This is a genomic window from Embleya scabrispora DSM 41855, from assembly GCF_000372745.1.
In the GTDB taxonomy this organism is placed as follows: domain Bacteria; phylum Actinomycetota; class Actinomycetes; order Streptomycetales; family Streptomycetaceae; genus Embleya; species Embleya scabrispora.
Window position 1 is genome coordinate 153,611 of record NZ_KB889664.1, and the last position, 23,453, is coordinate 177,063.

The window sequence follows — 23,453 nt, forward strand, 5'->3', positions numbered from 1 at the left end:
GGATGAGCATCGGTATGGTTCCGACTGGCGCATCGTGGACGCGTCAGGGCCGCACGGCCCCAGGACCCGGGCCGTTCGGCCCGGGTGCGCGAAAGCGCGATGCGGTGTCCTGAAAGCCGCATCGACGCATGGACCCTCGGGAGGCCGTCGCCGTGTTCCGCTTGACCCATCCTCAGACCCCCCGCCCACCCGCTTGCCATCGTTTTCCGGGCCGCCGCGCGAAGCCGGGCAGGCCGTATGGTCGTTCGAGCGCCACCGGCCCCGCAGCCGGCCGCGAACCGTGGCGCGTCCCGGCCGACATGGTGGTGCGCGATGAACGCTGACGCACCCCGACCGCGGGCAGCCGGCTCCGGGCGGGTCCTGGTGGTCAACGCGGGCTCGTCGAGCCTGAAGGTGTCGGTGGTCGAGCCGGACGACACGATCGAGTGCACCTCGAACCTGCGCTGGGCCGATGCGTTCCCGTCCGCGGCGCTCGCCGAGTTCGTGCACGCGGCCGGACCCGTCGAGGCAGTAGGACATCGCGTCGTGCACGGTGGTGCCGACTTCACCGGCCCGGCCCGACTCGACCCGCACGTGTACGCGCGGATCACCGCGCTGCGCCCGCTCGCGCCGCTGCACCAGGACCGGGCGCTCGCCGGTATCGACGCGATCCGCGCCCTGTGTCCCGACCTCCCCGCGGTCGCCTGTTTCGACACCGCCTTCCACCGCACGCTCCCGACCGAGGCGCACACCTATGCGCTCCCCGAGGCGTGGCGCGCCCGATGGGGTCTGCGGCGGTACGGCTTCCACGGGCTGTCGCACGCCTACGCGTCGGCGCGGGCGAGCGAACTGGCCGGTCTGCGACCGTCGTCGGCGCGTGTGGTCAGCTGCCATCTCGGCGCGGGGGCGTCGTTGGCCGCGGTCCGGGGCGGGGTCTGTGTCGACACCACCATGGGCTTCACCCCCGCGGAGGGCTTGGTGATGGCCACCCGCGCCGGTGACCTGGACCCGGGCATGCTCGTGTGGTTGCTGCGCAACGGCATCGAACCGGACGACCTGGAAAGGGTGTTGGAGCACGAGGCCGGTCTGGCCGCGCTGGCCGGGCACGACGGTGACATGCGCGCGATCCGAGCGGACGCCGACGCGGGCGACCCGCGCGCCCGATCGGCACGTGCGATCTACGCCTACCGGGTGCGCACCCGGATCGCCGGCATGGCCGCCGCGATGGGCGGCCTGGACGTGCTGGCCTTCACCGGGGGAGTGGGCGAACACGACGACACCCTGCGGGCCGCGGCGGTCGCCGAACTGGGCTTCCTGGGAGTGGATCTGGATCCCGAAGCCAACGCGCGGGCACGGGCCGACGCGCGGATCGGCGCCCCGGGCGCATCGGTGCGAACCGTGGTCGTCACCGCGCGCGAGGACGTGGGGATCGCCCGTGAAACCCGCGAGACGGTGGGCTGAACGCCCGATCCGCCACGGGAGACGCGCCACCCGTCGCACGCCGGCGTGCGACGGCGTGAACGGATGGCGCGGTGTCCCGTGGGTCAGCGGTGATCGGAGGGGTCGGCCGACCAGGTCCAGTCGCGGACCTCGGGCATGTCCTCGCCGTGTTCCACGATCCAGGCGCGGTGTCGGGTGCGGGCGTCGAGCATGCTCTGGCGGACCGTCGCGGCGTGCGCACCCAGGCCGGGGACACGGTCGATCACGTCGATCACCCGTTGGTAGCGGTCCATGTCGTTGAGGACGACCATGTCGAACGGGGTGGTCGTGGTGCCGTATTCCTTGTATCCGCGCACGTGCAGCTGGTCGTGGTTGTGCCGGCGGTAGGCGAGGCGGTGGATCAGCCACGGGTAGCCGTGGTAGGCGAAGATCACCGGGACGTCGGTGCCGAACAGCGCGTCGTACTCGGCGTCGGGCATGCCGTGCGGGTGCTCGCTCTCCGGGAGCAGCCGCATCAGATCGACCACGTTGACCACGCGTACGCGTAGTTCGGGCAGGTGACGGCGGATCAGGTCGACGGCGGCGAGCGTCTCCAGCGTGGGGACGTCACCGGCGCAGGCCAGGACGACCTCGGGGTCGCCGTCGTCGTTGGAGGCCCATTCCCACACGCCGGCACCCCGGTTGCAGTGCAGGGTCGCCTCGTCCATGGTGAGCCAGTCGGGGTTGGGTGTCTTGCCTGCGACGATGACGTTCACCAGGCCGCGACTGCGCAGTACGTGATCGCCCACCGACAGCAGGGTGTTGGTGTCCGGTGGCAGGTAGACGCGGACCACCTCGGGTCGTTTGTTGATCACGTGGTCGACGAAGCCGGGGTCCTGGTGGGAGAAGCCGTTCTGGTCCTGGCGCCACACGTGGGAGGTGAGCAGGTAGTTGAGCGAGGCGATGGGTGGCCGCCAGTCGATCTCGCGACAGGCGTGCAGCCATTTGGCGTGCTGGTTGAACATCGAGGACACGATGTGGGTGAACGCCTCGTAGCAGGAGAAGACGCCGTGTCGTCCGGTCAGGAGGTAGCCCTCCAGCATGCCCTGGCAGGTGTGTTCGGAGAGGATTTCCACGACTCGGCCGTCGGGGGCCAGGTGGCTGTCGAGGTCGGTGATCGGTTCCTGCCAGGCTTTGGCGGTGGCGCCGTAGACCGCGCCGAGCCGGTTGGATTCGGTCTCGTCGGGTCCGAACAGGCGGAAGTCGCGGCGACTCGCGGTGCGGGCGAAGACCTCGCGCAGGTATTCGCCCAGTGCCCGGGTGGGCTCGGACGAGGAGGCGCCGGGTTCGACCACCTTGACGGCGAAGGTGTTCGGGTCGGGCAGTGGCAACTCCCGCAGCAGGGTGCCTCCGTTGGCCTCGGGCAGGGCACCCAGGCGGGTGTCGCCGGTGGGCACGTCGGCGAGCACGACGGGGGTGGGTCGGCCGTCCCGGTTGAAGAGTTCGTCGGGGCGGTAGGAGCGCATCCACGTTTCGAGCAGGGCCAGGTGTTCGGGGTTCTCGCGCACGCCGGCCAGCGGGACCTGGTGCGAGCGCCACGTGCCCTCGACGGGCACGTCGTCCACGGTGTGTGGTCCGGTCCAACCCTTGGGGGTGCGCAGCACGATCATCGGCCACCTCGGGCGCCCGTGCGTGGTCGCCTTGAGCCGGGTGATGTCGTCGAGTGCCTCCTCCAGGGCGGCGGCGAACGCGTTGTGTACGCGGGCGGGTTCGTCGCCTTCGACGTGGATGGGTCGATATCCGTATCCGGTGAGCAGCGCGTCCAGTTCCGCGCGTGGCATGCGGGCGAGGAGTGTCGGGTTGGCGATTTTCCAGCCGTTCAGGTGCAGGATGGGCAGTACCGCTCCGTCGGTGCGGGGGCTGAGGAATTTGTTGCCGTGCCAGGACGCGGCGAGGGGTCCGGTCTCGGCTTCGCCGTCGCCGATCACACATGCCACGACCAGGTCCGGATTGTCGAACGCGGCGCCGAAGGCGTGCGAGAGGCTGTAGCCGAGTTCGCCGCCCTCGTGGATCGAGCCGGGTACGCCGGGGGCGATGTGGCTGGGCACGCCGCCCGGATAGGAGAACTGGCGGAACAGCGCGGCCATGCCGGCCGCGTCCCGGGGCACGTCCGGATAGCGTTCGCTGTAGGTGCCGTCCAGCCACGACGCGGCGAGTGCGGACGGGCCGCCGTGCCCCGGGCCGGTGACGTGCAGGGCATGGGTGCCGCGCTCGCGGATCACCCGGTTCAGGTGGGCGTAGATCAGGTTCAGGCCGGGGGAGGTGCCCCAGTGGCCGAGCAGGCGCGGTTTGATGTGCTCGGGGCGCAGCGGTTCGGTCAGGAGCGGATTGCCGCGCAGGTAGATCTGGCCCACCGCGAGGTAGTTCGCCGCCCGCCACCAGGCGTCCACCGCCGTCAGATCCGGAACTTCGGGAATCGCCATCGTCATCGGTCTACCTCTCGTGGGACGTCGGGACTGCCTTCGTTCCCACGCTCGCGCCGTTCACGCGCACCGTGAAGGGCCGAACGGCCCTACGGGGACCGGGCCCTCACGGGCCGACGCCGGCCCGGTGAGCTACGGAGATCTGCCGAAAAGTGAGGTATCGGGCGGCGAAGTGCGGTGTGATGGTCCGTATGAGCCGGACTGTGGCGAAGCCATGGTGGCGTCGGGGCAGGTTCCTCGCGCCGGTGACTGTGTCGGGTGTGATCGTGGCCGGGGTCGCGCTCTCGTTTGCCGCAGGTGACCCGGTGGGCGGCACGCCCCTGTCGGGGCAGCCGATCCTCGCGTCGCCGGACCGGCCGAGCATGCCCGCACCGTCCGCACCTCCGGCACCGTCCGTACCGCCGACACCGTCCGCCGCACCCGCCTCGTCCCGAACGGACCATCCGGTCGATGGGGCGTGGACGCTGCTCGACTACACGCCGACCCCGGATCCGCTCGGCGCGTTCGGTGGCACGGTCACGGTGCTCAACGGCGCGGAGTCGACGCGGGACGGGTTGTTCACACTCACGGTCGGCCTGAACGGAGCGACCGTGGCAACCCTGCGCGGATATGTCACGTCCGTGCCCGCAGGGCAGGTGGCCACCGGCCAAGTCATCAGTACGGACAGGTATGTTCCGGGCGCGCTGTCGATCGAGTTCCGAAGCGAGTTGCCCTGACACCGGATTCGATGAGCGAAAGCGCGTCCGAACGGCGGGACGCGGGAGGGGAAATCGCGATGCGGCACGCAATCGACGAATGGGCCACACGTCTGGCCGAGGCGGCGGTTCCCGACGAGGCGGAACTGGCCGCGGACGTCGCGGACGCCTACATCGCGGGCGGGCGCGATCGGGACGAACTCTTCCGCTCCTCAGCCTCGGTGCCCGGCGGGTTCGACCCCGGCGCGATGATGGTGGCCTTTCCGTTCGTGCTCTCGGCCGTGGTCGCCTCCGGCCAACTCCTGCGGTGGCTGCTGGACAGCGGCGTCGCGAGCCTCCCGTCGCTGGTCCGCGACGTCATCGAGCTTCGGGATCGACGACGCGGGAACACCGGGCGCCCCGACGAGGGCGACGCATCACCGGCTCGCTCCGAACACGCCGAACTGAGCCGCACGTTCGACACGATCGTGGCCGAGCTGGCCGATTCCGGCATGGAGCCCGAGCGCGGCGAACTGATCGCCGGGCGCGTGCTTCGGGCGCTCCTGGACGATCCTCGGGGCACCCGTACGTTCCTGGACACGGTCGACCCGGTCGCCGAACCGTGAGCCTCGGCCCGCCGATCGACGCCGACATGCCGCATCACGTGGCGCGCACGCGCGCCACGAAACGAGGATGGGCACCGGTGTACACGAGTGCCCCGCCCTGGATGTTGTTCTGGCTCGTCAACGCGTGCGTCTTCGCCGTCACGGACAACTTCACCGTTTGGAGAACCGCGCTGCTCGACCTGTTGGCGGTGCGGTCGCCGCCTTCCTCGGGGGGCTCCGGAGCGACGGTGATCCGTCTCGTGGAAGTCGTCGACCTGGTCCCGCCACTGCTGCTGATCGCCGCCGGTGCGAGCCTCCTGGGCGCGCCGCTGCGCCGGCGCGTGGTGGAGCGTCGATACCGCCTGGGTGCGGCGGAACGCCCGGGCGCGGTGGTCGAGATGGTCGCGTTCGTGCACACGGTCGCCCCGGCGGTACAGGTACGAGCCAACACGCGTCGGCTGAACGTGCGCGCGTTCGTCTACCCGCGCGGAGTCGTCGGATCCAGGCTCGCGATCTGCGGCGGACTCGTCCCGTTGTGGCGTCGGGACCGGGCCGCCGCCGAGGCCGTCCTGCGCCACGAACTCTCGCACTGCAACGAGGGCGACGCACTGACACTGGGCGCGGTAAGCCCGTTCGAGGGCGTGTTGCGGCGCTGGATCACGATCGTGGTGGTCTTCGCGGTCGTTCCGGTCTCGGTGGCATGGGTCGCGCAGGCCACCGATTTCCTGCGTGCGGTCGGCGTCGAGGGCGCACGACACACCGCGTCCCAGTTCTGGACCCTGGTTCTACCCGACCTGATGTTCCTCGTACTGGCCGCCACGGCGCAGGTATTGGCGGCGGTGACCCTGCCGATCGCCGCGTCATGGAGCGCGGAACTGGTCGCCGATCATTGCGCGGTGCGAGCCGCGGACGCGTCGGCCGTGCGCAGGGCCCTGTCCGGGCCTTCGGCCGGCTCGCCGAGTGGTTGGCTACGCGGACGCATCACCCATCCGCCGAACGCGCTTCGCCAAGCGCTCGTGGCCGGCGGGAGTACCCGGCGACTGCTCGTGGCGACCCTGGTCTTCCCGGCGTCCTGGTTGCTGCAACTGGGTTGGAAGCTGGTCGCCGCCGCAGCGGTATACGGGCAACTGCGGATGGATGTCGGGGAGATCCTGCGGGCCGAGCGCCACAACATCGCGATCTGGGCGCAGGCCAACCGCTCGACGTGGCTCGCGGCGGCGGCGCTGATCCTGGCGTGGCCCCTGATCGCACCGCTGTGGCGGCGCGTCCTCGCCGGTCGAGCGCCGGTGGCGTAGTCCGCACCCGGATCGGTGCGTCGCTCAGGACCGATCGGGCGCGTGTCGCGGCCATGGCGAACGCAGTGGATGCGGACACGAGTTCGCTCCGTACCGGCGCCAAAGGCCGGGGCGAGTGCCCGGCCGCTTACCCGGGCGATGGGTGGGGCGGCCGGGCCGATCGTGGGTACGCCGGTCGGGTTCGACCACCATCTCCGCGGGGTCGACCTGCTGCGCCGGCGCGCAAGCCCGACTCTGCTCCAGGCGCGCTGTGTCGGACAGGGCCGTTCGGCCCGGCCGGGCCGGGCGAAGGTCCCTCGCTCGCGGGGATCGAGCATGGGAACGCCGGACGGCACAGGATCGATGCCCGATACCCCATGCCCGATACCCCATGCTCGATCGACGCCGCGCCGTGGGCCGACGGGTGCCCGGGGCCGGGGTTGTGGGGATGAGCCGGTCCGCGCCGGCCCGGTGCTTGCGCGATCCGGTGACGCGGACCCCGGTCGCTCATCCGACCCACCGGCGCACGGACTCGCCCCGGATCGCGTAGCGCGCACCACCGGGGCCGTCGGCCGCCCAGCCGGTGCGCGGCATCCGTGGGCCAAGGAGGCGAGTCGGCCCCTCGATGCCGCGTTCCGCCGGGCTGTCGAGACACCGCCGGGCTCTACCGCGACATCGCCGCCCGGTAGGGCCGGAAGAACGCGCGCAGTTCCTCCGCGTACAGCTCGGGTTCCTCGAACGCCGCGAAGTGCCCGCCGCGTGCGGGCTCGGTCACCCGCACGACGTTCGTCGTGCGCTCGAGCCACGCCCGTGGCGGGCGCACGATGTCACCGGGGAAGAGCGCGAAGCCGGAGGGAACTTCCACCCGGCGGGCAAGCTGCGTGAGTGGGATCGCGGCGTTCGCGCGGTACATACGCATCGACGAGCCGATCGTCCCGGTGAACCAGTACAGGGTGAGGTTGGTGAGGATCTCGTCCTTCGTGAAGGATCGCTCCACATCGCCGTCGCAGTCGCTCCAGGCCCGGAGTTTCTCGACGATCCACGCGGCGAGACCGGCCGGCGAGTCGTTGAGCCCGACGGCGGCGGTCTGCGGCTTGGTGCGGTGCATGGCGGCGTAGGCGCCTTCCGTACCGCCCCAGGCCACGGCGTCGTCGAGCCAGGCGCGCTCCTCGGGTGCCAGGTCCGCCGGATCGCCGGTGAACACGGGAACGCCCGCGTCCGTACGGTGGACGGCCACGACCCGGTCCGGGTGGTCGAGGGCGAGGTAGCGGCTCACATGGCTGCCGATGTCGCCGCCCGCCGCGCCGAAGCGCGAATAGCCGAGGACACCCATGAGTTCGGCCCACAGGCCGGCGACGGCGATCGAGTCGAGCGCGGCACCGGTGGGACGATCGGAAAACCCGTAGCCCGGCATGTCGGGTACGACCACGTCGAACGCGTCGGCGGGATCGGCGCCGTGCGCGCCGGGGTCGGTGAGGAGCGGAACGACCTTCGTGTAGCGCCAGAACGAGTCCGGCCAGCCGTGTCCGAGCACCAGCGGCAGCACGGGCCCGGTCGGCGCGACGGCCCGGGCGTGCACGAAGTGGATCCCGAGGCCGCCGAGCGGGACACGAAAGCGCGGGAGCCGGGCGAGCGCCGCCTCCTGTGCGGGCCAGTCGAACCCGTCCGCCCAGTAGGCGACGAGTTCGCGGAGGTAGTCGAGGTCGGTCCCGAGCGACCACCCGGCCTCCTCGGGCGAGTCCGGCCAGCGTGTCGCACGCAGCCGCTGCCGCAGATCCTCCAGCGCGGCGGGCGCCGTCCGTGAGGTGAACGGCTCGGGACGAGGCGGGTCATCCGACATGGCACGGATGCTAGCGCGGCGCCAACCACCGGATCGCAAGCGACGCGCTCGGCGTGCGCGCCGGCGCGGCCGACGAAGGCGCGCCCGGGGCGGCTCGGTTGCTCGACGCGCGGGCCGATGCGCTCATCGGGCCGGCCGCCGGCCGACCGGGCGGGTGGGATCGTGGACGGCGACGACGACCGGATCGCGGCCACGACCCGTGCGCTCCCGCCTCCCGACGCCGGGCGGACCGGGCGCGAACACGCCCACCGGTGGCGCAACATCGGCCGCGAGCCGGATGAGCGAGGTATCTGTGGGACCCCTCGTTCCCGAACGAAACGGACCCCTTGTGCGAACCCGACTGCCGCGTCCGCTCCCGATTCCCGAACGACGCGCGCGCCACACCGGGTCGCCTCGGCGTCGTGTCCGACTCGTCGCGGTGCCGGCGGCGTTACTGCTGAGCCTGACGGCCGCCGCGCCGGCGCCGGCCACCTCGGTGCGATCGGACGCACCCGCCGAATCCGAGCAGTCGGTGCCGCCCTTCGCCGAGACCCTGACCCCCGAGCTGATCGCCCTGATGCAGCGGCTGCGGGTGCCCGGTGCGATCGTCTCCATCCGCACCCCCGAATGGGGTACGTGGACCACGGCCCTGGGCACCGGCAACCTGGCCGACGGGACACCCATGCGGACCGAGGACCACATGCGGGTCGGGAGCATCACGAAGACCTTCACCGGGACGATCATCCTGCGACTCGTCCAGGCGGGAGAGTTGTCGCTGGACGACCCGGTGGCCGAGTTCCGGCCGGACGTGCCCGACGGGGAGCACATCACCATCCGTCAGCTGCTCCAGATGACCAGCGGGCTGTACAACTACACCGAGGATCCCGACTTCAACCGCGCGCTGGACGAGCACCCGCAGGCCCCGTGGACCCCCGACGAATTGCCGGCGATCGCGTTCAAGCATCCGTCGTACTTCCCGCCCGGAGGGGGGTTCCACTACTCCAACACGAACACCGTCCTGCTCGGCCTGATCGCCGAGAAGCTCACCGGCCGCCCGCTCGCCGAGCTTTTCCAACAACAGATCTTCGGCCCGCTCGGCATGTCCGAGAGCAGCCTGGCGGACGACACCCGGCTGCCCCTGCCGCACGCGCACGGCTACGAGTTCATCGGCAACGTCGAGAGCCTGACCGCACCTGTGCTCACCGACAAGGACGCGGCCTGGGCCGACTGGTCGGCCGGCAACCCCAAGGACGTCACCGACGCGAACCCCTCGTGGGCCTGGGCGGCCGGCGCCGCGGTCTCCACCGTCGACGACCTGCTGCGCTGGGCCCCGGCACTGGCCACCGGCACCCTGCTCAGCCCCGAGATCCAGCGCGAGCGGCTGACCTTCGTGCCCACCTCCGACCGACCCGGCGCGCCCGGCTACGGTCTCGCCATCGCCGACTTCTCCGGTTTCCTCGGCCACGACGGCCAGTTGCCCGGCTACAACAGCTTCGTGGGGTACAACCCGCAGTCGGGCGCGACCATCGTGGTCCTGGCCAACCTCAATCAGTCACCCGACGGCAACGCCCCGGCCGACGAACTCACCAAGCTCATCCTCGCGAAGGTCTTCTCCGGGTCGCCTTCGTAGCCGACCCCGACTCCGACCTCGGCACGGCGGTGGGCCGGGTGCGCGTGGCGGAGCGCACCCGGCTACCCGGGGTGGGCGTCCAACGCGTGTTCACCGGTGCGGAGTTCGCCGTCCGCCCCGAGCAGGGCGGCGCGTGTGCCCGGTGCCGCGGCCCGCCAGGTGGGGCGCAGGCCGAGCAGGAAGGCGTGCCGGTACGCGGATGCGATCGCCGTCGCGCCCGCCTCGTCCAGTACCTCCGTGTCCATCAGGTCGAACGTCACCTCACCGACGTCGTCGCTCAGGGCGTTGATCCGCGCCACGAGGTCCTTGCGCAGGCGGTGCGCGACGGAGGCGTCCACGACCCTCGGCACCATCACCCGCGCACGGCCCTGCTCCACCAGACACTCACAGTTCCAGGTGTCGGTCACTGCCTCCCCCATCCCCACGTCGAAGAACACGCCCGTAGACGGGCCGTTCCGCTTTCCCGAGTCCACCGCACGCCGGGAGTCCCCGTACGGTCCGATACGCAAACGAGACGAAAACGAGGGCATCACCGGGTTCGGCGGCGGCCGGTCGGCCCACACCGACACCTGCGACGGCCGCCGAAGCGTAGCCGGAGGCGGATCACATCGCCACGCGAGTGGACCACGAATTCCGGTCCGGGCGGGTGAAATCGGCCTCTCGGGAGGCGCCCGAGCGATCACCCGGCCGGGCGAGGCTCCGCGGGTTGCGCAGGGGTACCGTCCTCGATCGCTCGGGTGCCGAGCGAGCGTGCCGTTCGGGCGAACGCGCGTATCCGGGCGTTGTCGCCGGCGGTGGCCCACACCAGCGCCCATTCGGTGGGCGGCGCGTCGTGGATCGGCAGGAACGTGATGCCGGGAGGCGTGTAGTACCGACGCACATGGGCGTTGACCGGGCTGACCGCCCGACCCGCGGCGATCAGGGCCAGGATCTCGTGGAAGGTACGCCCGGCCGGACCGCGCGCGATGCGCCGTCCGCCGGGCGTCCGCCGGGGCACCATGGCCTCGAACCAGTAGTCGGGCACATCGGGACCGGGGTCGAAGACCGTGACGTCCCCGAGGTCCTCCAGCGACACGCCGTTCCGCCCGGCGGGTGCCGAGCCTGTCGCGACCGCGAGGACGCGGCCCTCGGTCAGCGTGACGGGGCCCACCGTCAGGTCGGGTTCGTGGATGGGCAGCCACATCAGTTGCAAATCCACCGCGCCGGTGCGCAGTCGGCTGAACGGGGCGCCGAAGTGGTACTCCACGACCTCGACGTCGCATCCGGGATACCGGGTCCGGAAGGCGTCGATGACCGGACGCATCTCGTTGCCGAGTACGCCCATCACCCCGAGGCGCAACACCCCGGCCACACCCGCCGCGGCGTCGCTCGCGCGGGCGAGCCCGCTGTTGATGAGGTCGTACGCCTGCTGGAGTTCACCGCGCAGGACCTGCCCGACCGGGGTCAGGGTCACGCTCCGGCTGGTGCGCTCGAACAGCGGGGCACCGATCCTGCGTTCCTGCTTCTTGATCGCCTGACTGACCCGGGCCTGGGAGATGCGCAGTCGCTCGGCGGTCCGGCCGAAGTGCAGTTCCTCGGCCAAGGCCAGGAAGATCTCGATGTCACGCAGTTCCACGGCCGTCCCTCCCGTGCGATAACTCCACAGTTATCGATCAGCCCGCGAAGCTTACGTTGATCGGCGCGCACCGCCGGGTGGAGGGTGGAACCGTCCGAACGAGGCCCGGGTCCGGGCCCTCGGACACGCGAGACCCACCCCGAGCAGGGCACCCCGAGCAGGCGCCCGAACCGACCCACCGAGGACGACCATGCCCGTCCGTGCGCAGACTCCGCCCCGGTGCCGACCGTCGCCGGCACCCCGCCACACGCCGAGGTACCCCACGTGCGGTGGGACCAGATCGCCGCCGCCCGGGTGACCCGCGCGGTGGCCGCGCCGCTCCCCCTCGCCCGAAGGGGAGCGGCGCGGCCACCGCGCGCTGCGCCCGCGGGCCGACCGGGGGCACCGGGACACCGGGACGGGACACAACGAAGCGAAAGGAGAGGAAGATCCTGAGCCACAGCCTGGACATGACGGCGATGTACGCCATGCACGACGCGCTGCGCCGGGAATTGCGACACATCGCCGACACCGCCGCCCGCGCCGACGGCGACCCCCGGGAGATCCTGCGTACGGCGCCCGGGTGGGATCTGTTCAAGACGGCGCTGCGTGCCCACCAGCAGGCCGAGGACGCCGCGTTGTGGCCGGTCCTGCGCACGGCGCTGGCGGGCAGGCCGTACGACCTGGCGGTGTTGGAGGCGCTGGAGGCGGAGCACGCCGGGCTCGATCCGCTCCTCGCGGCCATCGACGAGGCCACCGCCGACGACAGCGGTCCGGACCTGCTGGTCGACCTCGTCGGCGCGCTGGTGGCGGGACTTCGGGGACATCTGCGGCACGAGGAGGAGGCCGCGCTTCCGCTGATCCGGGCCGCGATGAGCGGTCGACAACGGGCGCGCTTCGCGCGGGCCCACGCCGAGCGCATCGCCCCGGACGCGTGCCGCATCCTGCCCTGGCTCCTGGACGACGCCGACGAGCACACCGCCACCGCGCTGCTGGCGGCGCTGCCTCGGTCCGCGCGCCGGGCATACCGGCAGTGGCAGGCGGCGTACGCGGCACTGGACCGCTGGAGCGGACGAGCGCCGGCGAAACCCGCGGCCACCGCGCCCGCGGGGACCGGCCGCACCGACTCGACGAGGCCGCCTCGGCGCTCGCTCCCGGAACCGGCCCGCCACGCACCGATCGACCCGGTGACACCCGACCCGCCGACGCACCTCTCGGCACCCCGAACAGGAAGACACCAGGTGGACGACGACCCGCAACGACGGCGCGACGTGGCCGCCATCCGGCGCCTGGTCGCCCGGGTCGAGGAGTACCGAAACGATCCGGCCCGGTTCATCCCGCTGCACACACCCGACGTGAGCGTCGTCAACTTCAACGGACGGCGTGTGGGGGACCGGGTGACGCTGGAGCGCACCATGACCCGGGCATCAACCTCGCCACCGGCGGACGTGTCGAGCCGCACCTCGATCCACGACATCCGTTTCATCGGCTCCGACGTGGCGATCGTGGCCTGCGTCGAGCACGTCTTCGACAACCGGTACGCGCCGCTGCGAGAGGGCCCGGACACCCGACTGCCCGCCCGGACGGGACAAGTGACCTACGTCCTGGCCCGCCGGCCCGGCGCCGGCGCCGACCGGACGCCCGGTGCGGGGGGTGAGCCGGAGGCGGAGTCCGGGTGGCTGATCAGCAGTGCCCAGACCACACTGATGGCGATCTGAGCCCCGCACGTGCGGCCACCCGCCGTGTCGTGTTCGTACCGTCACCCCGCCTCGCCCGCCGGCCATTCGTCGCCGCCCTCCCAGGCCACCCGATCCCGATCGGCCGGGTCGAGGCCGAGTCGGGCGGCGAGTTCGTCCAACTCGCGGCGGTCGTGCAGTTGTCGGTAGGTGCCGTCGGCGAGCATCACCAGCCGATACGAATCACCCGGACGATACGCCTCGACCACGAGGTCGAAGCGGCCGTGCGCCTTGTCGCTCATGGCTTCCACGGTTGCGCACCGGGGCGGATTCGGCCACCCCGCCGACACCCGATCCGGGACGTCCGAGGCGGCCCGCGCGCATGGTCCGAAAGGGGCCGTCGACGCGGGCCCGGTGGCCATGCACGCGCTGCCCGGCGGCGCTTCAGCGGACGCGTGATGCGATGCCCGATGCCATCCTGAGGAGAGTGCTCCGGGCGACGGCAGAACACGTTCGAGCGGTGGAGGTGTCGGGGATGGGCGGAGCGGGGCGAGCCGCGCGACTGGTCTGCGGCAGGCGTGCGAAGTGGATCATTCTCGTGCTCTGGATCCTGGTTCTGGCCGTGGCCGTGCCGGCGGCGAGCAAGTTGATGGACGCGGAGAAGAACGACGCCGCCGCGTGGTTGCCCGGCAACGCCGAGTCGACCAAAGTCGTCGACCAGTCGAAGGCATTCCTGCCGCAAAACGTCACGGCCGTCGTGGTGTACGCCCGCGCGTCGGGCCTGACCCCGGCCGACGAGGCGACGATCGCCGCCGACGTCGCGCGGATGCGAACCCTCACCGAGCACGGGGTCGTCGGCGCCCAGGTGCAGGGCCCCGTCCCCGACCGCGCCGCCGCCCCGCGCGCCGCACTGGTCCTGGTGCCGATCACGTTCGGCGACAACGGTTGGAACAGCATCGCCGATGGCGTGGACGACATCCGCGCGATCGTGGACGCCCACCCCGACACCGGACTGGAAACCCACATCACCGGACCGGGCGGCGTCGCCGCCGACAGCAGCGACGCCTTCGCGGGCATCGACGGCACCCTGCTGTTCGCGGCGCTGGGCGTGGTCGTGGTGATCCTGCTGCTCACCTATCGCAGCCCGACGCTGCTCCTGGTCCCGGTCTTCTGCGTGGTCGGCGCACTGTTCGCCGCCCAAGCGGTGATCTACGTACTGGCCCGGCACGCTTCCCTGGTGGTCAACGCGCAGAGCGCGGGCATCCTGACCGTCCTGGTGTTCGGCGCCGGCACGGACTACGCGCTGCTGCTCGTCGCCCGCTACCGGGAGGAACTGCGCCGACACGAGGACCGACACGAGGCGATGGCGCTCGCCCTGCACCGGGCCGGCCCCGCAGTGATCGCCAGCGCCTCGACGGTGATCCTCAGCATGCTCTGCCTGCTCGCCGCCGAGATGAACTCCACCAACGGCCTCGGGCCGGTCGCCGCGATCGGTGTCGCGGTGGCCCTGTTGGCGATGCTGACCCTGTTCCCGGCGGTGCTGCTCATCGTCGGGCGGTGGATCTTCTGGCCCGTCATTCCGCACCTGGGCTCGCCCGAACCGACCGAGACCGGCCGGTGGGCCCGGATCGGCCGGCGCATCGCCCGCCGGCCGCGCGCCGTGTGGATCGGCACCTCGGCGATCCTGGCCGCCGTGTCCCTGGGTCTGTTGGCCCTGAACGCCACCGGGCTCACCACCGCCGAGAGCTTCACCGACAAGCCCGACTCGGTGGTCGGCCAGGAGGTCCAGGCCCGCTACTTCCCGGCGGGTACCGGGCAACCGCTCCAGGTGGTCGCGAACGCCCGTTCGGTGGACGCGGTCCGCGCGTCGCTGGCGACGGTGCCCGGTGTGGTGCCCGACAGCGTGCTGGTGCCACCGGGCGTGCCGGCGGAGCGTGCCGGGCGGTCGTACCTGGAGGCGACCCTGGTCGACGCCGCCGACAGCAGCGCGGCTCGGGACACCGTCGACGACGCCCGTACCGCCGTGCACGCGGTGCCGCAGGCCGACGCGCTCGTGGGCGGCGGCACCGCGGCCCAACTCGACAGCAACCGGGCCTCGGTACGCGACGAGAAACTGCTGATCCCGGTCATCCTGGCGGTCGTGCTGGTCATCCTGGCGCTGCTCCTGCGCGCCGTGGTCGCACCGGTCGTGCTGATCGCCACCGTGGTGTTGTCCTTCACCGCGGCGCTGGGCATCAGCGCACTGGCATTTCGGCACGTGTTCGACTTCGCCGCCGAGGACACCTCGTTCCCGCTGCTCGTCTTCGTCTTCCTGGTCGCCCTGGGCATCGACTACAACATCTTCCTGACCACCCGGGTGCGCGAGGAGAGCATCCGCACCGACACCCGCACCGGCGCGCTGACCGGGCTCGCGGCGACCGGCGGGGTGATCACCTCGGCCGGCCTGGTCCTCGCCGGCACCTTCGCGGCACTGGCCACGTTGCCGATCGTCGGATTCGCCGAAATCGGATTCGCGGTGGCGCTCGGTGTCCTGCTGGACACCCTGGTGGTCCGCTCGGTGGTCGTCACCGCCCTGATCCTCGACCTGCGCGAGCGCACGTGGTGGCCGAGCGCCCTGTGGCGCAGAGGCACCCGGACCGCGGAAGCGCCGCCGACCCACCGGCGCCGGTGAGGACGAACGGGGCGGGTGGTCCTCAGCCGGCCCGAGCTCTGCGGGAAGTCGCGCGGGGGTGTTCCCGGCGGGAGCCTCGGCACGGGGCGCGACAGCGGGCCCTGTGCCGAGGCTCAGTTCGGTGACGGCCGGGGCGGCGTGCCGAGGGCGGGTCGAGTTCATGCCCAAGTCGTGGACCAGGGCGGCCGGTTCGCCCTCGGCGGCCCGCGCGGCGGGGACGCCGCACTCGGCCGCTCGACCGAGTGCGATCCCGCGGCTCGCCGCCTCGACGCGCCCGGGACGGGAGCGTGATCCGGTTCGATCCGGACCCGTGTGGACAACTGCCCCAAGTGGTAGATACTGGGCAAATCTGCCATGTGGTGCGGAGGGATCAAGGGTGACGCAAGACGGTCACGGCGTGTCCGACTTCGAACTGCCCGCGGAGTGGACGGGCCCGCTGGCGCACGCCGTCTTCGACCAGGGCACGATGCTCCTCGCGGCCGTCGACGCCGACCTTCGGATCGTCGCCACCAACGCGTCCGCCGAACACTTCCCGCGCACCCCGATGGGCCGAGGGGACGACATGAGGGCCGTGTTCACCGCCCTCGGCCTCGACCATCTGGTGTCCGCACTCGAAGGGGCGCTGTCCCCGGTGGTCCCGGCCCTGCGCTGGTGGCAACTGCTCACCGCGCGGGCCGCGAACGGCAAACCCCTGCACCTGGGCCTCGGCATCCTGCGTGTCGAGCGCGTGGCGGGACGCACGCTCGGCCTGCTCGTCACGATGAACGACACGACCGAGCTGGTGCGCGCCGAATCCCGCTTCGACGTGGTCCGCGAAGCGGCCCGGAGCATCGGCGCGTCCCTGGACGTCGCGGAAACCGCACAACAACTCGCGGACCTGGTCGTGCCGCGCCTGGCGGACCTGGCCGCCGTGCACCTGGCCGAGACGGTTCTGCTCGGCGAGGAACCCGGGGTGGACCCGACGAGCGGCTATACGCCCGAGGTTCGTGCCGGGGTGGCGCACACGAGCGAGGCATGGCCCGCGGCACTGGCCCAGGTCGGCGAACGGCTGCCCGCCCCACCCGACATCCCGGAGATCCGGGCCATGGAGAGCGGAGCCACGCTGCTGATCCCGCGACTGGCGGTGCTCCCCGCCGACGCCGTGGACGCGAGCGTCGTGCCGGAGAGCGCGCACAGCCTGCTGGCCGTACCGCTGTTCGCGCGCGGCCACGTGCTCGGCAGCGTGCAACTGTGGCGCACCGACCGCCGGGAACCCTTCGACGAGGGCGATGCCCGCCTGCTCGAGGAGATCGCCTCGCGCGCCGCGCTGAGCGTGGACAACGCCCGCCGCTACACCCGCGAACGCAGCCTCGCGCTCGCCCTGCAACGCAGCCTCCTGCCCGAGGAGGGCGCCGACGAACCGGCCGCCGAGACCTTCGCCGCCTATGTGCCCACCTCCTCCTCGGCCGGCATCGGCGGCGACTGGTACGACATGATCCCGCTGTCCTCGCTGCGCCTGGCCTTCGTGCTCGGCGACGTGGCCGGGCACGGCCTACAGGCCAGCGCGACGATGGGCCGCCTGCGCACCGCCGTTCAGGCGCTCGCCGACATGGACCTGCCCCCGGACGAGCTGCTGACCCATGTGGACGACCTGGTCCAGCGCTTCCCGAACCGATCGGGCGCCGCCGCCGACGTGGCCGGCGCCACGTGCCTGTACGCGGAATACGACCCCGTCACCAGCCGCTGCCGGATCGCCTCCGCCGGTCATCCGCCGCCGGCGGTCCTGGGACCGGACGGACGCGCCCGCTTCGTGGAGTTGGAGGCCGGCCCGCCGCTGGGGGTCGGCGGCATGCCGTTCGAGATCGCCGAGATCGACCTGGCGCCGGGCAGTGTCCTGGTCCTCTACAGCGACGGCCTGATCTCCGGGTCGGACCACGATCTCGCCGCGGGCATGCGACGCCTCCTCGACCGCCTCGAACACTGCGACCTCGGCCGGCGGGACCTGGGCAAGGTCGGGCGCGAACTGCTCGACGCCGAGGCCGGAGCACGTGACGACGACACCACCCTGCTGCTGGCCCGGGTGCGCCCGCTGCCCGACCGGGACAGCGTGCTCTGGGAGTTGCCCGCCGACCCGGAGCAGGTGGCCCGGGCCCGCGAGCTGACCGCCGCGCAACTCGCCGCCTGGGACCTGGATCACCTCGTGTTCACCACCGAACTGGTCGTCAGCGAACTGGTCACCAACGCCATCCGCTACGGCGAACACGGCCCGGTCGCCGTGCGGCTCGTCCGCGGCCGGGACGTGTTGATCTGCGAGGTCTCCGACCCCAGCAACACCCAACCGCGGCTGCGCCGCGCGCGCTCCACCGACGAGGGCGGGCGCGGCCTGTTCCTGGTGGCACAGCTCACCCGCCGCTGGGGGAGCCGCTACCAGCAGAGCGGCAAGACGATCTGGGCCGAGCAGGAGACCTCGCCGGCCACGGACGTATGGGACCTCGACTGACCTCGCTGTTCGAGAGTCGGAACGATTACATCGAATTTTCGAAACTTTCTCTTGTGCGTGACGGCCCGTCGGCCTACCTTCGGCACTGGCCGAGACCACTCGCGGCCCCACCCGAACCCGCGGAGGTGCTCGTTGCCCGCCCGGCGGAACGAGCCGACCGTCGCGCTCGCCGGCGACCCGGCGGGCGCCCTCGCGGCCGACCCGGCCGCACGCGTTTCGGGCACCCGCAAGCCGATCTCCCCGCACGACCGAAGGAAACCGATGGCAGCACACGCCGAAACGCCCCTCCGCGAGCCGGGCCCCGCGACGATCCCGCTGGCCGACGAGAGCCCCGAAGCGCTGTACGCGCTGCTCGCCGAACGCGGCTGGGGTGACGGGTTCCCCGTCGTCGCGCCCACCCCGGCACGGGTGGACGCGATGCTCAGCGGGTACGACGGCGATCCCGACGAGGTGGTCGGTGTCCTGCCGCCGCGCCTGGGCGAGGCCACCCCGCGAGTGCTGGCCGCGAACGCGGTCATGGCCGGATGCCCACCGCAGTTGCTCCCGCTGCTGGTCGCCGCCGTACGCGGGATGTGCGCACCGGAGTTCAACCTGCGGGGCGTCAACTCCACGACCCACCCCGTGTCGGTGATGGTCCTCGTGCACGGGGACGCGGTGCGCCGCTGCGGCTTCAACGCCGGTACCGGCACCCTGGGTCCGGGCAACCGGGCCAACGCCACCCTGGGCCGCGCGGTGCGCCTGGCCCTCCTGCACATCGGCGGCGGCACCGCCCGCGGCGTCGGCGACCAGGGCATGGGCGACGCGGCCACCCACGGCCAGCCGTCGAAGTACACCTTCTGCTTCGCGGAGAACGCCGACGCAAGCCCGTGGCCGACGTACCCGCGCTCGCTGGGTCTGGACGCGCCGAGCGCGGTGACGGTGGCGGGGATGGAGAACCCGCACAACCTGCACGACATGGAGACCCGGGAGAACCCGGCACCCATCCTGGACAAGGCCGCCACCGTCATGGCGACGTTCGGCACCAACAACGCCGTCGTCTCCGGCGCCGAGTACTTCGTCGTGCTCGGCCCCGAACACGCCGCCACGCTCGCGGCCGCGGGCTGGGCGCGCCAGGACGTGCAGGCATACCTGTTCGAGAAGGCCCGCCGCCGTGCCGGTGACTTCCGCGCGCACTTCGGCGCGGTGTTGTGGCGGCCGTGGATGCGCGCACTCGGCGACGACGACCTCCAGCCGATGACCGACAACCCCGACAACATCCGCGTCCTGGTCGCCGGCGGGCCCGGCAAACACTCACTCGTGGTCCCGAGTTGGGGCCTGACCCGCAGCGTCACCGTCCCGACGGCCTGACCATCCGAGCCTTCCCCGCCACGGAGCGCAACCCATGAGCGTCACGATCATCGATCCCACCGGCCGCGTGGGCGAACTCGCCAAGCACCTGGCACCCGGCCTCGACGTCCTCGCCGGCAAACGCATCGCCGTGCTGGACAACCTCAAGCCGCACGCCGGCCACATCCAGGGCGGCATCGCCCGCCTGCTCGCCGAACGCACCGGCGCCGGCCTCACCCTGGAGATCGCCAAGACCAGTGCCGCGCTGCCCGCCGAACCGGAGGTGATGCAACGTATCCGCGAGAGCGCCGACGTGGTGATCACCGGGTCCGCCGACTGCGGCTCGTGCACCTCCTGGAGCAGCCACGACACCGTCGAACTCGAACAACTCGGCATCCCCACCCTGCTCCTGGCCACCGCCGGCTTCACCGAGATCGCCCGCCAGGTATGCACGCTGTACGGGCTGCCCCAGGCGCGGATCCTCACCGTGCGCGGCCCGCTCGGCGGGTCGACCGACGCCGAACTCGACGCGATGGCGGCCGAGGCCGTCGACGACGCGCTGCTCCTGGCCACGACCACGCCCACCGCGCCGTGACCGGGCCCCGCGCGGTATCCGGGTCGACGCCGTCGCGCCCGGCACGACGTTGACCCGTGATGTCGAGGCGGCGCTGAGCCGGGAGTATCGCTGCGCGCCGGAGGCGTCGATCCCGCTCGGCGGGCTGTCCGATCCGCAGGACATGGCCCGGCTCGTGCTGCTGCTGGTCTCCGACTTCGCGGCCCACACCACGGGCCGGTTCGTGCTGTCCGACAAGGGCGCGTTCCTGTCCCGCAACCGCCCCGAACTCACCGTGGATCGACCCGCGTTCCACCGACGGACCACCGGCGACACCAGGCCCCGCCGCCGAGTTCGCGAGCTCGGGTCCGGCTAGGGTGTCGGGGCAGCGGGGCGTACGGGGTGTTTGCTCATGACGGACACCCGGTTGAAGGCGTTCATGGTGATCGCGACCCAGATCACCGCGGAGATCTCGTCGTCGGACAGGGCGGCCCGGGCTGCGGTGTAGGCGCTCTCCTGGGCGGCGGCGTCCGCCGGGTGCGTGGTGGCCTCGGCCAGGGCCAGTGCGGCCCGCTCGCGGGTGCTGAACAAGGCGGTGTCGCGCCAGGCGGGCAGCACCGCGAGCCGTTGCGCCGTCTCGCCCGCGCGCAGGGCCGTCCGGGTGTGCAGGTCGAGGCAGAACGCGCAGGTATTGAGCTGGGACACGCGTATGTTGATCAGTTCGACGAGCGTCCGGTCCAGGCCGGCCTCGGCGGCGACCTCCCGCACGGCCTCGGCGGTCCCGATCAACGCCTTGTACGCCCGCGGGCTTCGCTTGTCGACGAACACCCGTCCACCGGTGGTCGCCACTGCCGCTTCCGTCACGTGCACTCCCTCATCGCGCGATCTCTCGTCGCTCGTCCTATCATCAATCCGGTGATTGTTGAAAGTAGAACTTTCTGGCGAGGAAGGAAAAGCGGATGACGGATCAGGCCGTGACACCCATCGTTCGGCAGGTCGCCGACAGGCACCGCTACGAAATCCGGATCGACGGCGCGTTCGCCGGTCTCACCATGTACCGCGACCGGGGCGAGCAGCGCGTCTTCTACCACACCAGGATCGACGACGCCTTCTCCGGACGCGGTCTGGCCTCCGTGCTCGTGCGGGAGGCGCTGAACGACGTGCGCGCCGCCGGAAAGCGCATCGTTCCCGTCTGCCCGTACGTCAAGCAATTCCTGGGCAAGCACGAAGAGTTCGCGGACATCACCGACCCGGTTACCCCCGAGATCCTGCAGTGGCTCGACGAGGCCGCCAAGCAGGAGGCCCCTCGTTAGGGCGTGTCTTCAATCCCTCGCCGGGGGCGCTGCTTCGGCCCGTGGGTGTACCGAGGTTCGTTGTCGCGCTCGGCCGGCCGGCCGCCCGTGGATCTGGTGATGTCGGTGGCGGCCGCCAGCAGGTGCTTGCCGGCGCGGGAGATCTCGGCGCCGCGCAGCGGCTTGGCCATCAGCAGGGAGAGCACGACCGAGGTGCGCCCGTCGGCGTCGAACGCGGGGGCGGAGATCGTGTTCACGTTGTAGCGGGCGCGGTCGTCCAGGCGTTCCGGCAGCGAATCGATGTGGCTGAGCTCGGTGTAGAGCAGGGCGACCGCCTCCTGCTGGGATGCGGAGAGGTCCTCGCGCATCAGCCCGTACAGTGCCTCGCGCAGCCGCATCGACGCCGTGCTCTCGCGGTGCACGTCGTAGCCGCGCCGGCGGATGGTCTCCAGTACGCCGATCAGCCGATGCCGGAAGTCGTCGTCGGCGCGCGGCGCACGATCGAGCCAGGCTCGGATCTCCTCCTCGCCCGACCAGGCGATCTGGACCGCGCCGTACGGCGGCACCAAGGGGATGCGCAGACCGACCCCGGACGTGTCGCCGGGGGAGCGCGGCCCGGCCGCGTCCACGACCGTGATCGTCTTGCTGTCGTGCACCGCGGCGGTGCATGGTACGCCGAACTCCTCGGCCAGGGACACCAGATGGTGCTGAGCGGCGCGCGCGGCCGGGAACGAGCGCTCGGCCGCGTGGCCGACCGCGATCAGGGCCGGTCCCAGGGAGTACCCGGTCGGCGTGTGCAGCAGGTAGTGCGCGTCGGCCAGTCGGCGTACCACCGCGTGGCAGGTCGCCTTGCTGATCCCGCTGTGCCGGATGATCTCGGTGAGCGTGAACTCGCGGCCGGGGTGGGCCGAGAGCAGGTCGAGTACGGCGATCACCCGGTCGGTGGGCGGGGAGGCGGACCGGTCGCCCGGTTCGGCGGCCGGTTGCGCGGGCGCGTGGGGCGGCTGGGGCATGGTCATGTGGCGCTCCACCAGAGGCTGAGTGCGGTGCGGCCGAGGAAGTCGTCGCGGTCCGCGGGGGAGAGTCGGCGTGCGGCCTGCCGGCCCAGGGCGACCATAGCCGGATACGTCGAACCGGCGGTCTGCGGGTGGTCCGACCCCCACGCCATCCGATCCGCGCCGAACGACTGCGCGAGCCGGTCCACCACATCGGCCGGATCGCCCTCGGCCGCCGCGAGGTTCAACACGTGCGTGGACACCTTGACCCGCACCGCCGGGAGGACGGCGAGGTCGAACAGCGGAGCCGCCGCCGTGAACGGTGTGCCGCCGGTCAGGTCCACGAAGCCGCAGTGGTCCAGCGCGACCGGGACGTCCGGGTGCCCGGCGACCACCGCGCCCAGCCGGGGCAGCGCGTCGGGGAACAGCACCGGGACCACGGTCAGCCCGATTTCGCCCGCCAGGGCCCACACCTCATCGGCGCGCCCGTCCTCCAGCCAGCGTGGCCGGTGTCCGTATGCGCCGAACGCCCGCACCCCGCGCAGGAGTCCGCCGGCGTCGCGGGCCAGGGTCGCGAGTGCGCCGGCGGGGTCGGCGCAATCCATGTCCACCGCGCCGACCAGGGCGAACCGGTCGCGGTCGGCCCGCACGGCGTCGATCGCGTACGAGCAGTCGTATCCGTAGGCGCCCACCGCCTGCACCACCACCGCGCGGTGCACCCCGCCCGCGCGCATCGCGGCCGCCAACTCGCGGGCCCCGACGTCGTCCGCGCGGAACCAGGGGCTGCCGACCCCGGAGGGCGCGAGCGGAAAGCGCTCACGGTCCGCCGACGCCACGTGCACGTGGGCGTCGACGAGCAGAGTCCGAATAGTCAGATCGGCGGGTCGCATAGTCGAATTCTAGAAGTCCGGGTGTGTCGGGGACAACGCGGCACCGCTTACGGGAGGCCCTGGTGTTCGGATACTCGGACGCTATTGATCGTCA

19 protein-coding genes and 1 pseudogene are annotated in these 23,453 nt (G+C 71.9%); 12 read left to right on the forward strand and 8 right to left on the reverse strand.

Features of this window, described 5'->3' with window-relative positions; all coding sequences use genetic code 11:
- Positions 1-312: 312 nt before the first annotated feature.
- Positions 313-1,440 (forward strand): acetate/propionate family kinase, encoded by a 1,128-nt coding sequence (locus tag A3IC_RS0118035; protein WP_052173581.1) that lies wholly within the window; start codon positions 313-315, stop codon positions 1,438-1,440.
- Positions 1,441-1,523: 83 nt separating this feature from the next.
- Here A3IC_RS0118035 and A3IC_RS0118040 read toward each other — a convergent pair whose 3' ends face one another.
- Positions 1,524-3,887 (reverse strand): phosphoketolase family protein, encoded by a 2,364-nt coding sequence (locus A3IC_RS0118040; protein WP_020551447.1) that lies wholly within the window; start codon positions 3,885-3,887, stop codon positions 1,524-1,526.
- A gap of 239 nt (positions 3,888-4,126) precedes the next feature.
- On the opposite strand from A3IC_RS0118040, the gene A3IC_RS0118045 reads away from it, so the two are divergent.
- The 3 genes from A3IC_RS0118045 to A3IC_RS0118055 all read left to right on the forward strand — a co-directional run bounded on the left by A3IC_RS0118045 (position 4,127) and on the right by A3IC_RS0118055 (position 6,455).
- Positions 4,127-4,597: a hypothetical protein gene (locus A3IC_RS0118045; RefSeq protein ID WP_158695990.1), complete on the forward strand. Its 471-nt coding sequence runs from the start codon at positions 4,127-4,129 to the stop codon at positions 4,595-4,597.
- A 59-nt stretch (positions 4,598-4,656) separates the two neighbouring features.
- The gene (locus tag A3IC_RS0118050) at positions 4,657-5,181 is read left to right on the forward strand and encodes a hypothetical protein (RefSeq protein WP_158695991.1); all 525 of its coding nucleotides are present in this window, start codon (positions 4,657-4,659) and stop codon (positions 5,179-5,181) included.
- 77 nt (positions 5,182-5,258) lie between these two features.
- Positions 5,259-6,455 carry a M48 family metalloprotease gene (locus A3IC_RS0118055; RefSeq protein WP_158695992.1) on the forward strand — a complete coding sequence of 399 codons (1,197 nt, stop codon included), beginning with the start codon at positions 5,259-5,261 and terminating at the stop codon, positions 6,453-6,455.
- A gap of 643 nt (positions 6,456-7,098) precedes the next feature.
- Here the strand turns inward: A3IC_RS0118055 and A3IC_RS0118065 are convergent.
- Positions 7,099-8,274 carry an epoxide hydrolase family protein gene (locus A3IC_RS0118065; protein WP_020551451.1) on the reverse strand — a complete coding sequence of 392 codons (1,176 nt, stop codon included), beginning with the start codon at positions 8,272-8,274 and terminating at the stop codon, positions 7,099-7,101.
- A 418-nt stretch (positions 8,275-8,692) separates the two neighbouring features.
- Here A3IC_RS0118065 and A3IC_RS0118075 point away from each other — a divergent pair, with 418 nt between their 5' ends.
- The gene (locus A3IC_RS0118075; RefSeq protein ID WP_020551452.1) at positions 8,693-9,883 is read left to right on the forward strand and encodes a serine hydrolase domain-containing protein; all 1,191 of its coding nucleotides are present in this window, start codon (positions 8,693-8,695) and stop codon (positions 9,881-9,883) included.
- 62 nt (positions 9,884-9,945) lie between these two features.
- Here the strand turns inward: A3IC_RS0118075 and A3IC_RS0118080 are convergent, their stop codons facing one another.
- Both A3IC_RS0118080 and A3IC_RS0118085 read right to left on the reverse strand, forming a co-directional pair.
- A complete protein-coding gene (locus A3IC_RS0118080; protein WP_158695993.1) occupies positions 9,946-10,302 on the reverse strand; it encodes a hypothetical protein in 357 nt (118 codons plus the stop codon).
- Positions 10,303-10,562: 260 nt separating this feature from the next.
- Entirely contained in the window at positions 10,563-11,498 is a 936-nt protein-coding gene (locus A3IC_RS0118085) for a LysR family transcriptional regulator (protein ID WP_020551454.1), read from the reverse strand.
- Between the two features lie 449 nt (positions 11,499-11,947).
- On the opposite strand from A3IC_RS0118085, the gene A3IC_RS66760 reads away from it, so the two are divergent.
- Positions 11,948-13,195, forward strand: coding sequence for an SgcJ/EcaC family oxidoreductase (locus A3IC_RS66760; protein WP_020551455.1), 1,248 nt, complete (start codon positions 11,948-11,950; stop codon positions 13,193-13,195).
- Positions 13,196-13,236: 41 nt separating this feature from the next.
- Here the strand turns inward: A3IC_RS66760 and A3IC_RS0118095 are convergent, their stop codons facing one another.
- Positions 13,237-13,455 (reverse strand): hypothetical protein, encoded by a 219-nt coding sequence (locus A3IC_RS0118095; RefSeq protein ID WP_020551456.1) that lies wholly within the window; start codon positions 13,453-13,455, stop codon positions 13,237-13,239.
- Between the two features lie 233 nt (positions 13,456-13,688).
- Between A3IC_RS0118095 and A3IC_RS55115 the strand changes: the two genes are divergently transcribed.
- From A3IC_RS55115 to A3IC_RS0118125, 5 genes and pseudogenes are all read left to right on the forward strand, one after another.
- Positions 13,689-15,824 (forward strand): MMPL family transporter, encoded by a 2,136-nt coding sequence (locus A3IC_RS55115; protein ID WP_020551457.1) that lies wholly within the window; start codon positions 13,689-13,691, stop codon positions 15,822-15,824.
- A 397-nt stretch (positions 15,825-16,221) separates the two neighbouring features.
- Positions 16,222-18,303 (forward strand): ATP-binding SpoIIE family protein phosphatase, encoded by a 2,082-nt coding sequence (locus A3IC_RS0118110; RefSeq protein ID WP_020551459.1) that lies wholly within the window; start codon positions 16,222-16,224, stop codon positions 18,301-18,303.
- A 261-nt stretch (positions 18,304-18,564) separates the two neighbouring features.
- Complete coding sequence (locus A3IC_RS0118115; protein WP_158695994.1) at positions 18,565-19,650, forward strand: hypothetical protein; 1,086 nt, start codon at positions 18,565-18,567, stop codon at positions 19,648-19,650.
- Positions 19,651-19,684: 34 nt separating this feature from the next.
- On the forward strand, positions 19,685-20,224 hold the full coding sequence (locus tag A3IC_RS0118120; RefSeq protein ID WP_020551461.1) for a UGSC family (seleno)protein: 540 nt from the start codon (positions 19,685-19,687) through the stop codon (positions 20,222-20,224).
- Between the two features lie 13 nt (positions 20,225-20,237).
- Positions 20,238-20,558: pseudogene (locus tag A3IC_RS0118125) on the forward strand (SDR family oxidoreductase); the annotation flags it as partial.
- Here A3IC_RS0118125 and A3IC_RS0118130 read toward each other — a convergent pair.
- Entirely contained in the window at positions 20,555-21,046 is a 492-nt protein-coding gene (locus tag A3IC_RS0118130) for a carboxymuconolactone decarboxylase family protein (RefSeq protein WP_026218406.1), read from the reverse strand. The pseudogene A3IC_RS0118125 and the gene A3IC_RS0118130 overlap by 4 nt on opposite strands.
- 95 nt (positions 21,047-21,141) lie before the next feature.
- On the opposite strand from A3IC_RS0118130, the gene A3IC_RS0118135 reads away from it, so the two are divergent.
- A complete protein-coding gene (locus A3IC_RS0118135; RefSeq protein ID WP_020551464.1) occupies positions 21,142-21,495 on the forward strand; it encodes a GNAT family N-acetyltransferase in 354 nt (117 codons plus the stop codon).
- On the opposite strand, the gene A3IC_RS0118140 is transcribed toward A3IC_RS0118135, so the two are convergent.
- Positions 21,492-22,493, reverse strand: a complete 1,002-nt coding sequence (locus A3IC_RS0118140; RefSeq protein WP_040876781.1) for an IclR family transcriptional regulator — start codon at positions 22,491-22,493, stop codon at positions 21,492-21,494. The genes A3IC_RS0118135 and A3IC_RS0118140 overlap by 4 nt on opposite strands.
- Positions 22,490-23,359, reverse strand: coding sequence for an amidohydrolase family protein (locus A3IC_RS0118145; protein ID WP_020551466.1), 870 nt, complete (start codon positions 23,357-23,359; stop codon positions 22,490-22,492). Before A3IC_RS0118145 ends, A3IC_RS0118140 begins: the two co-directional genes overlap by 4 nt.
- Positions 23,360-23,453: the final 94 nt, after the last annotated feature.